This window comes from Curtobacterium sp. Curtsp22 (genome assembly GCF_059492135.1).
This window is the reverse complement of record NZ_CP168519.1, coordinates 1,460,862-1,474,069: the sequence shown is the minus strand read 5'-3', so window position 1 is coordinate 1,474,069 and position 13,208 is coordinate 1,460,862. Positions and strand designations below refer to the sequence as shown.

At 70.8% G+C, this 13,208-nt stretch carries 12 protein-coding genes; 8 read left to right on the top strand and 4 right to left on the bottom strand.

Annotation, left to right across the window (positions count from 1 at the left end):
* Positions 1-106 precede the first annotated feature (106 nt).
* Complete coding sequence (locus ACEN8D_RS06910) at positions 107-1,819, top strand: ABC transporter family substrate-binding protein (protein ID WP_070416711.1); 1,713 nt, start codon at positions 107-109, stop codon at positions 1,817-1,819.
* A gap of 83 nt (positions 1,820-1,902) precedes the next feature.
* On the opposite strand, the gene ACEN8D_RS06905 is transcribed toward ACEN8D_RS06910, so the two are convergent.
* From ACEN8D_RS06905 to ACEN8D_RS06895, 3 genes are all read right to left on the bottom strand, one after another.
* Positions 1,903-2,451, bottom strand: coding sequence for a hypothetical protein (locus ACEN8D_RS06905; protein WP_413399125.1), 549 nt, complete (start codon positions 2,449-2,451; stop codon positions 1,903-1,905).
* A gap of 195 nt (positions 2,452-2,646) precedes the next feature.
* Positions 2,647-3,126, bottom strand: a complete 480-nt coding sequence (locus ACEN8D_RS06900) for a peroxiredoxin (RefSeq protein WP_413399124.1) — start codon at positions 3,124-3,126, stop codon at positions 2,647-2,649.
* Between the two features lie 181 nt (positions 3,127-3,307).
* Complete coding sequence (locus ACEN8D_RS06895; protein WP_071294976.1) at positions 3,308-4,057, bottom strand: CPBP family intramembrane glutamic endopeptidase; 750 nt, start codon at positions 4,055-4,057, stop codon at positions 3,308-3,310.
* Positions 4,058-4,195: 138 nt separating this feature from the next.
* Here ACEN8D_RS06895 and typA point away from each other — a divergent pair, with 138 nt between their 5' ends.
* The 7 genes from typA (at position 4,196) to ACEN8D_RS06860 (ending at position 12,269) form a co-directional block, all read left to right on the top strand.
* Positions 4,196-6,118 (top strand): translational GTPase TypA, encoded by a 1,923-nt coding sequence (gene typA / locus ACEN8D_RS06890; protein WP_413399510.1) that lies wholly within the window; start codon positions 4,196-4,198, stop codon positions 6,116-6,118.
* A gap of 93 nt (positions 6,119-6,211) precedes the next feature.
* Positions 6,212-7,405 carry an amidohydrolase gene (locus ACEN8D_RS06885; RefSeq protein ID WP_413399511.1) on the top strand — a complete coding sequence of 398 codons (1,194 nt, stop codon included), beginning with the start codon at positions 6,212-6,214 and terminating at the stop codon, positions 7,403-7,405.
* A gap of 113 nt (positions 7,406-7,518) precedes the next feature.
* Positions 7,519-8,061, top strand: a complete 543-nt coding sequence (locus ACEN8D_RS06880; protein ID WP_261646318.1) for a hypothetical protein — start codon at positions 7,519-7,521, stop codon at positions 8,059-8,061.
* Positions 8,062-8,086: 25 nt separating this feature from the next.
* On the top strand, positions 8,087-9,286 hold the full coding sequence (locus ACEN8D_RS06875; RefSeq protein WP_495601211.1) for a PIG-L family deacetylase: 1,200 nt from the start codon (positions 8,087-8,089) through the stop codon (positions 9,284-9,286).
* An 82-nt stretch (positions 9,287-9,368) separates the two neighbouring features.
* A complete protein-coding gene (fdxA, locus tag ACEN8D_RS06870; protein WP_058728223.1) occupies positions 9,369-9,686 on the top strand; it encodes a ferredoxin in 318 nt (105 codons plus the stop codon).
* 14 nt (positions 9,687-9,700) lie between these two features.
* Entirely contained in the window at positions 9,701-10,819 is a 1,119-nt protein-coding gene (gene dapC / locus ACEN8D_RS06865) for a succinyldiaminopimelate transaminase (protein WP_413461632.1), read from the top strand.
* Positions 10,820-10,970: 151 nt separating this feature from the next.
* On the top strand, positions 10,971-12,269 hold the full coding sequence (locus tag ACEN8D_RS06860) for a citrate synthase (protein WP_413400096.1): 1,299 nt from the start codon (positions 10,971-10,973) through the stop codon (positions 12,267-12,269).
* A gap of 130 nt (positions 12,270-12,399) precedes the next feature.
* Here ACEN8D_RS06860 and ACEN8D_RS06855 read toward each other — a convergent pair whose 3' ends face one another.
* Positions 12,400-13,206 (bottom strand): alpha/beta hydrolase, encoded by an 807-nt coding sequence (locus ACEN8D_RS06855; protein ID WP_413398998.1) that lies wholly within the window; start codon positions 13,204-13,206, stop codon positions 12,400-12,402.
* Between the last annotated feature and the right edge of the window lie 2 nt (positions 13,207-13,208).

The following is a 13,208-nucleotide window of genomic DNA, read 5'->3' as shown; positions in this document are numbered from 1 at the left end:
CCTTCGGATGTGACTAGGGTTCTCAACCAACAGGCGTGGCGGCGGGGGCCGTCGCGTCCCGGCGCTCCGGCGCGAACCACAACGAAAGGGAATCCTCGCCATGCGAATGAGGATCAAGACGACGGCCGTGCTCGCCACAGCAGCCGCCGCGGCACTCGTGCTCGCGGGCTGCTCCGGCGGCGGATCCGCCGGACAGAGCAGCTCGGCCGTCGCCACGTCGTCGCTGAAGTCGACGGGTTGGACGGTCGCCGACCGCGACACGATCAAGGACGGCGGCTCGCTCACCCTGCCGATCGACTCCGCACCGGCGAACTGGCAGCTGTCGAACCTCGACTCCGGGACGGTCGACGACAACACGATCGCGGGCACCTACCTGCCCGGGTTCATCCAGTTCAAGGCCAACGGCGAGTGGGAGGCGAACAAGGACTACGTCGACTCGATCGAGCTGACGAAGGACTCGCCCCAGACCGTCGAGATCAAGATCAACCCCAAGGCGGTCTGGTCCGACGGCACCCCGATCACCGAGAAGGACGTCGAGGCGAACTGGAAGGCGCTGAACGGCACGAACAAGGCCTTCGCCCCGCTCGCCACCAACGTCTGGGAAGACGTCGACTCCGTCACGCAGGGTTCGGACGAGCGCGACGTCATCGTGACGTTCTCGAAGACGAACGCCGACTGGCCGAGCGTCTTCACCGCGATCTACCCCTACTGGGCCGTGGACACCCCCGACCACTTCAACAACTCGTGGGCGAAGGGTCCGTTCGCCGCGGACGGCAAGACGTACGTCTCCGCCGGCCCGTACATCCTCAAGACCTTCGACGCCAACGGCGGCGTCGTGACCTTCGAGAAGAACTCGAAGTGGTGGGGTGACGCGCCGAAGCTCGACACGATCGTCTTCAAGACCGTGTCCCGCGACGGTGTCGCGCAGGCCTACGCGAACAAGGAGTTCGACGCCTTCAACCTGAACGGCAGCGCGGACAACTTCAAGACCGCGAACAGCCGCTCGGACTCGAAGATCGAGCGCTCGCTCGGCACGACCCAGCGTCAGATCACCCTGAACGGCACGTCGGACGTCTTCAAGGACCAGGAGGTCCGCCAGGCGTTCGCCCAGGCGATCAACCGTCAGGTGGTCGCGCAGGCGATCCTCTCGCCGGTGAAGAGCCCGGTGCAGGTCCTCAACAACCTCGTCTACCTGCCCGGCCAGAAGGGCTACCAGGACAACGTCTCCTCGGTCTACGGCTACAGCACCGACAAGGCGAAGAAGAAGCTCGAGGACGCCGGCTACACGATCGGCTCGGACGGCTACGCGACCAAGGGCGGCAAGACGCTCGACGTCCGCTTCGTCATCCCGTCGGACAACCAGAACTCGGCGAACGTCGCGCAGCTCGTGCAGCAGCAGACGAAGCTCGCCGGCTTCAAGGTGACCATCGACACCGTCCCGACCGACGACTTCTTCACGAAGTACGTCACCACCGACGGCCGTGACTTCGACGCCACGTACTTCGCCTGGCAGGGCACGCCGTTCCCGGTGTCGTCGCTGAAGTCGATCTACTACCCGGCCGACGCGGGGCAGAACTACACGGGCGTGACCGACGACTCGCTCGGTGCCGCCTGGGACAAGGCGAACGCCGAACTCGACGCCGACAAGCGCATCGAGGACGCGGACGCGATCGACAAGAAGATCGTGAAGGTCGCGGGCACGATCCCGCTGTTCCCGGAGCCCTACGCCTGGGGTGTGCGCAAGGACCTCGTGAACTACGGTCCGGCGCAGTTCCAGCAGTCCTCGGTGAAGTGGCAGGACGTGGGCTACAAGAAGTAGTCCGCAGCACTCCACCTGGAAACGACATCCCCGACGTCGCACGACGTCGGGGATGTCGTTCTTCGTCGCAGGGATCGCGGCGGTCAGAGCTGCGCGGCCGCCAGGGTCGCGACGAACGCGAGGACCACGATCGCGAGGATCGTCCACCCGTGCACACGGTGCGTGATCGGCGCAGCCGTCACGGTCGCCGGAGGCGGGCCGTCCTGCGCGGGCGGCTCGGGCACGAACGCCCGTATGCGCTCGGCCGCAGCGTCGACGTCGAGGCGATCCGCGCCTCCTGGACGACCGTCGACCACGGCGGCGAGCCGGGCCGACCTGCGGGTGGCGAGCCACGTGCGGCGGACGCCCTCGCTCGTGACGATCTCGATGCCGTACTTGGTGCGGACCTCGGTGACGCGGCGCCAGGTGTAGGTGCTGGTGCGGCGGACGTCGACGATGCGGAGGTGCTCGTCGGTGAGCTCGAAGCGCGGGCGCCAGAGGACCGCCCACGCGATGAAGGCGATGCAGATGCTCGGGACCGGAGCGAGCCAGGCGGTGCCGCCGCTCAGGAGGGCGAGGGGGACGAGCGCGGCGGCCGCGACCCACAGGACGACGGCGAGCAGACGCATGCCGGGGGCGAGGATCGTGATCACGCCGAAGAGGTTACGAGATGCCTCCCCGGGAACGCCCGGGGAGCGGGTGTGACACACCAGCGCGTATCTCCGGACGACCCGATTCCCCGGGGAGGCAGATCCTGTGTGGACCTCTCGTGGCGTCAATCGTCCTCGGCCCCCGTTCGGGTGTCAATACCCCAGACCGTCGCATTTTCGGGGGACCGACACGCCGTGTCACGCCACGAGGAGCTCGATCTGCGCCCGGATCGCGTCCGCCTTGGGGAACCGGAGCCCGACGAGCCCCACGTGCCGCCAGCGGACCACGCCGTCCGGCCCGATCACGAACACGGACCGCCGGAGCCCGATCCCCGGCGCCTGCACGCCGTACGCGCGGATGACGTCCCCGGCGGTGTCGCTCAGCAGGGGGAAGGTGAGCGAGGACCCGCGGGCGAACGCCTCGTGCGAGTCGAGCGCCTGCGGGCTGACGCCCCACACCACGGCGCCGAGGTCGCCGAAGTCGTCGAGCTCCTCTTGGTAGCTGCAGAGCTGTGCCGTGCAGACCGGGGTGGCGTCGCCCGGGTAGAAGGCGAGCACGAGCGTCCGGCCGATCTCGGCCGACAGGGCGTACTCGTCGTCGGTGCGGGTGCCGTCGCGCACGATCATGCCGGGCAGGATGAATCCGGGTGCGGGATCGCCGACCTCGGGGATGCTCATGCGGCCACGGTAGGTGCGGGACCAGGGTCCGGTGCGGCGCCGCGCTGTGGGTTCGCTGTGGGTCCGCCGGGCCGGGGTCGGACGGGTCCGCCGCATCGCCGACGCCCGAACGGGGGATGCCGCGCGGCCGGGGCGGCGGGCGCCCCGGGGCAGGTCGCCGGCCGTGCCGCGGCGACCAGCGTCAGCGGAAGAGCTGCGGGAACGCGTGCGCGACCCACGGGTACCCGACGAACACCGCGGCGTCGAGCAGGCAGTGCGTGATGACGAGGGGGAGGAGCCGGCCCCACCTCGTGTAGATCCAGCCGAACACGATGCCCATCACGGCGTTCCCGACGAACGCGCCGAACCCCTGGTAGAGGTGGTAGCTCCCGCGCAGGACCGCGGTGGACAGGATGACCTGCCAGCGCCCCCACCCGAGGCCGCCCAGCCGTTCGTAGAGGTACCCGACGACGATCACCTCCTCCTGCAGCCCGGAGCGGATCGCCGAGAGCAGCAGCACGGGGATCGTCCACCAGTACGAGTCGAGCGCCGCCGGGTTCACGTTGACGGTGAACCCGAGCGCCCGCCCGGTGAAGTACAGCGCGAGCCCGGGGATCCCGATGCCGAGCGCGATGAGCGCCGCGCCGCCGAGGTCGGGCCGCACGCGGAACCGGTCGATGCCGAGTCGACCGAGGTGCGGGCGGGTGGTGCTCCAGAGCAGGAAGCAGACGAGCGCGACCGGCGCGAGGTCGACCGCGATGCCCACGAGCTGCCGGGCGAGGTCGACGTACTGCACGGTCGTGGTCGAGGTGTTGAGCGCCGTGGACTGCTGCCCGAGTGGCGTCGTCTGCGACAGGTCGTCGATGATCTGGAGCACCGAGTACAGCGCGCTGCCGCCGAGCGAGAGCATCAGCACGATCGTGATCTCGATCCACGTTCGCCGACGGCTCATCGGGGGCACTCCTCTCGGTTGCGAACTACCGGTAGACTGGCGTGTCGGGCGTTCTGCCCACCTCCGGGCAGTGCCACCGCGGCGCGAGCGCCACAGTCGGCCGCCCGATCTTCTTCCGAACACCAAAGGATGTCCTGTATGGCGCTCGCCACCCGGTCCGACCTGCGCAACGTCGCCATCGTGGCACACGTCGACCACGGCAAGACCACCCTCGTCGACGCGATGCTCACGCAGACCAACTCGTTCGACGCCCACTTCGAGGGCGAAGACCGCATGATGGACTCGAACGACCTCGAGCGCGAGAAGGGCATCACGATCCTCGCGAAGAACACGTCGGTGCTCTACAACGGCAAGCACGCGACCGAGTTCGGCGCGGACGGCCCCATCACGATCAACGTCATCGACACCCCGGGTCACGCCGACTTCGGTGGTGAGGTCGAGCGCGGCCTCTCCATGGTCGACGGCGTCGTGCTCCTCGTCGACGCGTCAGAGGGTCCGCTGCCCCAGACCCGCTTCGTGCTCCGCAAGGCGCTCGCCGCGAAGCTCCCGGTGATCCTGCTCGTCAACAAGACGGACCGCCCGGACTCCCGCATCGACGAGGTCGTGTCCGAGTCGCAGGACCTCCTGCTCGGGCTCGCCTCCGACCTGTCGGACGAGGTCGACGACCTCGACCTCGACGCGATCCTCGACGTCCCCGTGGTCTACGCCTCGGGTCGTGCGGGTGCCGCCAGCCGCAACAAGCCGGCCGACGGCTCGCTGCCGGACAACGACGACCTCGAGCCCCTGTTCGAGGCGATCCTCCAGCACGTCCCCGCCCCGAAGTACGACGACGCCCACCCGCTGCAGGCGCACGTCACGAACCTCGACGCGTCGCCGTTCCTCGGTCGCCTCGCGCTCCTGCGCATCTTCCACGGCACCATGAAGAAGGGCCAGACGGTCGCGTGGGTCAAGCACGACGGCAGCGTCGTCAACGCCCGCATCACCGAGCTGCTCGTCACCAAGGCGCTCGAGCGCTACCCGGCCGAGTCGGCGGGCCCCGGTGACATCGTCGCCGTCGCCGGCTTCGACACGATCACCATCGGTGAGACCCTGACCGACCCCGAGGACGTCCGTCCGCTGCCGACCATCACGGTCGACGACCCGGCGATCTCGATGACGATCGGCACGAACACCAGCCCGCTCGTCGGCAAGGTGAAGGGCCACAAGCTCACCGCCCGCATGGTCAAGGAGCGCCTCGACCGCGAGCTCATCGGCAACGTCTCGCTCAAGGTCCTCGACATCGGTCGCCCCGACGCGTGGGAGGTCCAGGGCCGCGGCGAGCTCGCGCTGGCCATCCTCGTCGAGCAGATGCGTCGCGAGGGCTTCGAGCTCACGGTCGGCAAGCCGCAGGTCGTCACCAAGCGTGACGAGAACGGCAAGCTCCAGGAGCCCTACGAGCACATGACGATCGACACGCCGGAGGAGTACCTCGGCGCGATCACGCAGCTCATGGCCGCTCGCAAGGGCCGCATGGAGAACATGACGAACCACGGCACCGGCTGGGTGCGCATGGAGTTCATCGTCCCGTCGCGCGGCCTGATCGGCTTCCGCACGTCGTTCCTCACCGAGACCCGCGGCACCGGCATCGCCAACGCGATCTCGCACGGCTACGACGAGTGGGCCGGCCCGATCCAGACCCGCATCAACGGGTCGATCGTGTCCGACCGCTCCGGTGTCGTCACGCCGTTCGCCATCACGAACCTCCAGGAGCGGATGACGTTCTTCGTCAACCCCACCGAAGAGGTCTACGAGGGCATGGTCATCGGCGAGAACTCGCGCGCCGACGACATGGACGTCAACATCACGAAGGAGAAGAAGCTCACGAACATGCGTTCGGCGAACGCTGACACCTTCGAGTCGATGACGCCGTCGCGCCAGCTGTCGCTCGAGGAGTGCCTCGAGTTCGCGCGTGAGGACGAGTGCGTCGAGGTCACCCCCGACGCCGTGCGCATCCGCAAGGTCGAGCTCGACGCGCAGGCCCGCCAGCGCGCGTACGCCCGCCTGAAGCGTCAGGACGCGTAAGCAGCGGTCCGTCCAGGAGGCACGGCCTCCCTCCGACGGCCCGGTCACCTCGTTCGAGGTGGCCGGGCCGTCGTCGGATGTACCGTGGTGCGCGTGACTCTCGACCTCCTCTCGCTGTACCAGGACCTCCACGCCCACCCCGAGCTCGGCTTCCAGGAGCACCGCACGGCGGGCATCGTCGCCGACCGGCTCGCGGAGATCGGCGGGATCGAGGTCACCACGGGCGTCGGCGGCACCGGTGTCGTGGGCGTCCTGTCGAACGGCGAGGGGCCCGTCGTCTGGCTCCGCGCCGACATGGACGGGCTGCCGGTCCAGGAGCGCACCGGCCTGCCCTACGCCAGCGAGCACCACGGCACCGACGAGGACGGCAACGACGTCCCGACGATGCACGCCTGTGGCCACGACATCCACGTGACGTGGCTGCTCGGGACCCTCGAGCGCCTCGCCGCCACCACGGGCGACTGGCACGGCACCGTCGTCGGTGTCTTCCAGCCGGCGGAGGAGGTCATCTCCGGCGCCCGCGCCATGGTCGAGGACGGGCTCGTCGAGCGCTTCCCGAAGCCCGACGTCGTCCTCGGACAGCACTCCGCGCCGGCGCCGGTCGGCATCGTCGCGGTCGGCAGCGGCCCCGTGATGGCGTCGAGCGACCGGCTGACGGTCACGTTCAACGGCCGCGGCGCGCACGGTTCCGCCCCGCAGGCCTCGCTCGACCCGGTCGTCACCGCCGCGTCGGCCGTCGTGCGCCTGCAGACCGTGGTCTCGCGCGAGGTCTCGCCGAGCGACGCCGGGGTGGTCACGGTCGGCAGCTTCCACGCCGGCACCCGCGCGAACATCATCCCCGACCAGGCCGTCATCGAGATCTCGACGCGGGCCCGCAACGAGGAGACCCGCGAGCGGATCATCGCCTCGATCGAGCGCATCGTCCGCGCCGAGAGCGAGGCCGGTGGGCTTCCCGAGCCGACGATCGTTCGGTCGCCGGGTGCCGAGGTCACCGTGAACGACGCCGAGGCCGCCCAGACCGTGCTCGACGCGATCCGCGCCGCGGTCCCCGGAGCCCGCGACCTCGAGATCGGCCTGGCGATGGCGTCCGAGGACGTCGGCCAGCTCGCCACCGCGGCCGGAGCGCCGCTCGTGTACTGGTTCACCGGCATCACCGACCCGGAGCTGTTCCGTCGCGGCGAGGACATCCCGAGCAACCACTCGCCCTTCTACGCGCCGCAGGCCGAGACGGCGATCCCGGTGGGCGTCGACGCCCTCGTGGCGGCGACGCGCGCGTACGTCGCCTGACGCGGGCGGTCCCGCGGGACCGAGCCAGGAGGCGCGGCGCGACCCCGCCACGCACGTGACGTTCCCAGGGGACTCACGCCGCGCCTCCCGTCTCGCCCCCTAGGGTGCTGGGCATGCGCACCCCGACCCGCACCCTGATCGCCGCCGTCGCCGCCGGCATCGCCCTCGCCGGACTGGCCGGCTGCTCGTCCGACGCCGTGAAGCAGGCCACCGACCTCGGCTCGTCGGTCGCGTCGAGCGTCGCCGAGGGCGTACAGGGCATCGACGGCAAGGCCGTCCAGGACGGCATGGCCTCGGTCGCCGGCGGCATCGACGGCGCACTCGACACCGCGCTCAAGGGCGCGAACGTGACCTCGGACGGCAAGGTCCCCGACGGCTTCCCGACGAAGGACGTCCCGCTCGTCGACGGCACCGTGCTCGGCGGCGGGAGCGGGCCGAACGGATCCGGGTGGGTGGCACAGGTCCGTGCCGCCTCCGTCGACGACTTCCAGGCCGCCGCGCAGCAGCTCACCGACGCCGGGTTCACCGAGTCGGCGAAGCGGGCGGACTCGTCCAGCGCCTTCGGGATGTTCCGGAGCGACGGCTACCGGGTGGTCCTGACCTTCTCCGACGGCAGCGACGGCGTCACCGCGACCTACATCGTGACGCCCCGCTAGCCACCGCTGGGTACGCTTGGACCCGATGTCGAAGGCCCCCGCAACCCGCCCCGAGCGCGTCCTGTTCGTGCACGCCCACCCCGACGACGAGACGCTCTCGTCGGGCGGGACGATCGCCACCCTGCTCGAGCTCGGCGCCGAGGTGACCGTGCTCACCGCCACCCGTGGCGAGCGCGGCGAGATGCTGACGCCCGAGCTCGCGCCGCTCTTCGGCGACGGTCCGCGGGTCGCCGCGCACCGCGAGACCGAGATCGCCGCCGCCCTCGCCGCACTCGGCGGGCCGGCGCACCTCTGGCTCGGCGGGCCGGGTGCGCGTCCGACGGACCTGCCCGAGCGCCGCTACACCGACTCCGGCATGCAGTGGGGCCCCGACGGACGCGCCGTCGCCGCCGGGGACGCCCCGGCGGACTCGCTGACCGCGGCCGACCTCGGCGAGGTCGTCGACGACATCCGCGCCGCGATCCGGTCCACCGGCGCGGACGCGGTGGTGAGCTACGCCGACGACGGCGGCTACGGCCACCCCGACCACGTGCGGGTCCACCACGCCGCGCGGTACGCCGCCCGTGCCGAGGAACTCCCGTTCTCGATGATCGTGGACCCCGACTCCGGGCAGGCCGACCTGACCGTCGACGTCGTGCCGGTGCGGGCGAAGGTCCGGGCGGCCGTCGAGCAGTACCGGTCCCAGGTGACGGTCGACCCGGTCGATCCCCGTGACCCGACCGCGCTGTCGTGGGTGATGCCGCACGGTGCCCGGCACCAGGCGCCGGCGGTCGAGGCGTTCCGTCACGACGCCGACCGGGTCCCGCAGGCGCCGCAGACCTTCGCCGAGTTCTCGCGGCAGGGGAAGGTCACCGCCGTCGTGGTCGCCCTCGTGCTCGGACTCGTCGCCGGGGGACTCGGCACGGTCACGCACCAGCAGACCCTCGGGGCGTTCCCGGTCGGCATCGTGCTCACCTCGTTGATCGTGATCGGGCTCACGGTCGGCATCCGGCTGCTGTACCGGTCGCGGGCGATGGTCGCGGCGGTCGGCATCGGAATCATCGCCGCGACGCAGGTGCTGTCGTCGGTGGGCGGGCAGAGCTCCCCGCTCGTGCTCGCCAACGTCGCGGGCTACGTGTGGACGTTCGGGCCGGCGGCCGTCACGGCGCTCGTGCTCGCGTGGCCCGACCTGTCCGGCATCCGGGCGTCGGCCGCCGAGCGGTCGGGGACGGCCGACCGGGCCTGAGGGTCCGTCCGCCGGGCGGTCAGGTGCGGCCGGGTCGCGCGGGTAGACTCGATCTGCTCAGTCCGAAGGGAGCACCCCAACCGTGACGTACGTGATCGCCCAGCCCTGTGTCGACGTCAAGGACCGCGCCTGCATCGACGAATGCCCGGTCGACTGCATCTACGAGGGTGACCGGTCGCTGTACATCCACCCCGACGAGTGCGTCGACTGCGGTGCGTGCGAGCCGGTGTGCCCGGTCGAGGCGATCTACTACGAGGACGACCTCCCCGACGAGTGGGCCGACTACTACAAGGCCAACGTCGAGTTCTTCGAAGAGGTCGGTTCCCCCGGCGGTGCCGCGAAGGTCGGTGTGATCCACAAGGACCACCCGGTCGTCATGGCCGAACCGCCCCGCGGCTGAGCCGGATCCGACCCGTGGCGCTCGACCTCCCCGACTTCCCCTGGGACCAGCTCGTCCCGTTCAAGCAGCAGGCCGCGGCGGTCGAGGGCGGCATCGTCGACCTCAGCGTCGGCTCGCCCGTCGACCCGACGCCCGCCGTCGTCCGCACGGCGCTGGCCGAGGCGACCGACGCGCACGCCTACCCGCAGGTCGCCGGCACCCCGGCCCTGCGCGAGGCGATCGCGGACTGGTACGGCCGGCGCCAGGGCGTGACCCTCACGCCGGACCAGGTGCTCCCGACCATCGGGTCGAAGGAGTTCATCGCCGGGCTCGCGCTCTGGCTCGGCCTCGGCCGCGGCGACACGGTGGTGTTCCCGGCCGCGGCGTACCCGACGTACGAGCTCGGTGCGGTCCTGGTCGGCGCGGACGCCCTCGCGTCGGACGACCCGGCCGCCTGGCCGTCCACCACGAAGCTCGTGTGGCTGAACTCCCCGGGCAACCCCGACGGCCGCGTCCTGTCGATCGACGAGCTGCGCGCCGCGGTCGAGCGGGCGCGGGAGCTCGGCGCCGTCATCGTCGGCGACGAGTGCTACGCCGAACTCGGTTGGGAACCGCCGTACGATGCCGCACCGACCCCGACGATCCTCGACCCCCGGGTCGTTGGTGACTCGGTGGACGGGGTGCTCAGCGTCTACTCGCTCTCGAAGCAGTCGAACCTCGCCGGCTACCGGGCGGCCTTCGCCGCCGGTGACGCTCAGGTCCTCGCCGAGGTGCTCGCGGTCCGCAAGCACACGGGCATGATGCCGCCGCTCCCGGTGCAGGAAGCGATGATCGTCGCCCTCGCCGACGAGTCCCACGTGCAGGCGCAGAAGGCGCTGTACCGCGCCCGACGGAACATGCTCCGACGGGCACTCGAAGGCGCCGGCTTCCGGGTCGACCACAGCGAGGCGGGCCTGTACCTCTGGGCCACCCGCGGCGAACCGGCGCTCGACACCGTCGCCTGGCTGGCCGAGCGCGGGATCCTCGTCGCTCCGGGGACCTTCTACGGCGCAGCGGGTGCCGAGCACGTGCGTGTGGCGCTCACGGCGACCGACGAGCGCATCGCCGCAGCCGCGCAGCGACTGGCGAGCGGGCGGCGCCTGGCATCCGCCTGACCCTTTCGCGCTCGGCGCAATCCGTGGTTCCCACCAAGTCCTGAGGCTCGATGTGTGCACGACCGACAGTGGGCGCGATTAGGCTGTCACCGTGACTGACACTGCCAATGACGCTCAGAAGACGGCCACACCGCCCACCACGCCCGTCCCCGTGAGTCCCGCCGCCGAGCAGACCGCGGCGACCGCGACGCTGACGTACCCGGGCGGCACGGCGGAGTTCCCGATCCTGCCGAGCGTCGACGGTGCGTCCACCATCGACATCTCGACGTTCAAGAAGCAGACCGGGATGAACACGCTCGACTACGGGTTCGTGAACACCGGGTCGACGAAGAGCGCCATCACCTACATCGACGGCGACCAGGGCATCCTGCGGTACCGCGGCTACCCGATCGACCAGGTCGCGTCGAACCTGACCTTCCTCGAGGTCGCCTGGCTCCTCATCTACGGCGAACTGCCGACGCCCTCCGAGCTCGAGTCGTTCGACGCCCGGATCCGCCGCCACACGCTGCTGCACGAGGATCTCCGTCGTCTGTTCGACGCCCTGCCGCACTCGGCGCACCCGATGTCCGTCCTCTCCAGCGCCGTCAGCGCCCTGTCGACCTACTACGAGGACGACATGGACGTCGACGACCCCGAGAAGGTCGAGCTCCAGACCGTCCGGCTCCTCGCGAAGCTGCCGGTGATCGCCGCGTACGCGCACAAGAAGTCCATCGGGCAGGCGTTCCTGTACCCGGACAACTCGCTGTCCTTCGTCGACAACTTCCTGCGCCTGAACTTCGGCACGATGGCCGAGACCTACCAGCCGAACCCGGTGCTGTCGAAGGCGCTCGAGCGGCTCCTGATCCTGCACGAGGACCACGAGCAGAACGCCTCCACCGCCACGGTCCGGATGGTCGGGTCGACGAAGGCGAACATGTTCGCCTCGATCTCCGCCGGCATCAACGCGCTGTACGGTCCGCTGCACGGCGGCGCGAACGAGGCCGTGCTCGAGATGCTCCAGCAGATCAAGGACTCGGGCGAGCCGGTGACGCGCTTCGTCGAGCGGGTGAAGAACAAGGAGCGCGGCGTGAAGCTCATGGGCTTCGGGCACCGCGTCTACAAGAACTACGACCCCCGGGCGAAGCTCGTGAAGGAGTCCGCGCACGAGGTGCTCGAGGCGCTCGGCGTGCAGGACGACCTGCTCGACATCGCCATGGAGCTCGAGGGCATCGCGCTCGAGGACGAGTACTTCGTCAGCCGGAAGCTCTACCCGAACGTCGACTTCTACACGGGCATCATCTACAAGGCGATGGGCTTCCCGCCGCGGATGTTCACGGTGCTGTTCGCCATCGGGCGTCTGCCCGGGTGGATCGCGCAGTGGCGCGAGCTGAACAACGACCCGCTGAACAAGATCGGGCGCCCGCAGCAGCTCTACGTCGGGCACCCGGAGCGCGACCTGCCCGCACGCTGACGCGCCGCGCAGCCACGCGCGGGCGCGGCGGTGGACGGTACGGATCGACGGACGGGAGGCACGGTGCGGGCTGGCACCGCGCCTCCCGTCCGTCGCACGGCCGGCTCCGCCGCGTGCCCGCCCGCGCCGTTCAGGCGCCGGACGAGCGCGCCGCCCAGGCGGTCACGAGGTCGAGCGCCCGGTCCGAGTCGGGCGACCCCGGCCGGTTGAGGAAGGCGTGCCGCGCTGCCGGGAGCACGTGCCGGTCGACCGCCACCCCGGCGCTGCGCAGCTCGTCGGCGAACCGGTCACCCGAGGCTCGCATCGTGTCGTGCTCGGCGTCCACCATGAGCGTGCGGGGGAAGCCGGAGAGGTCCTCGCCGCCGGGGAACGCGGTGGCGGTGTCGCCCGCGCGGCCGAGGTGGTTCCAGTTCGCCCGGTCGAGCAGTGCCGGGTGGTGCGTGAGCCGCCGGTGCCCGCGGACCGATCGGAGGACTGCCGCATCGCGCGGGGTGCGGGCGTGGAAGAACCCGTACGCGAGGACGAGTCCGTCCGGCCGTGCGGCGTCCGGCAGCGTCCGGGTCACGGCTGCTGCGAGGCACGCGCCGGCACTCGCCCCGCCGAGGAGGACCGGACCGTCGGTCTCGCCGCGAACGACCTCGAGCACGGCGCGGACCTCGTCGTTCGGCACCGGGTGACGGCGTCGACCCCGGGGTCCGCGGCCTCCGACGACGGGCAACCCGGGCAGGGGAGCGAGGCAGTACCCGACCGTGACGACGTCGAGCCCCCGGTCGGCGAGGGTGCTGGCGACGACCTGCGCTTCCGGGAGGTCGAGGCTGCCGCGGAAGAACCCACCCCCGTGCAACCACACGAGCGTCGTGGCCGACGTCGTGCCCGGGGGCGCTGCGTACCGGCGGACCGGCACCGGGCCGTGCGGTCCGTCGACCGTTCCCCCCACGG

Bases quoted from the DNA above. Each gene is read 5' to 3' on its own strand.
- ACEN8D_RS06880 (WP_261646318.1), top strand. From the start codon at position 7,519: ATGCGCACCCCGACCCGCACCCTGATCGCCGCCGTCGCCGCCGGCATC.
- ACEN8D_RS06875 (WP_495601211.1), top strand. From the start codon at position 8,087: ATGTCGAAGGCCCCCGCAACCCGCCCCGAGCGCGTCCTGTTCGTGCAC.
- ACEN8D_RS06910 (WP_070416711.1), top strand. From the start codon at position 107: ATGAGGATCAAGACGACGGCCGTGCTCGCCACAGCAGCCGCCGCGGCA.
- ACEN8D_RS06895 (WP_071294976.1), bottom strand. From the start codon at position 4,057: ATGAGCCGTCGGCGAACGTGGATCGAGATCACGATCGTGCTGATGCTC.
- typA (WP_413399510.1), top strand. From the start codon at position 4,196: ATGGCGCTCGCCACCCGGTCCGACCTGCGCAACGTCGCCATCGTGGCA.
- ACEN8D_RS06900 (WP_413399124.1), bottom strand. From the start codon at position 3,126: ATGAGCATCCCCGAGGTCGGCGATCCCGCACCCGGATTCATCCTGCCC.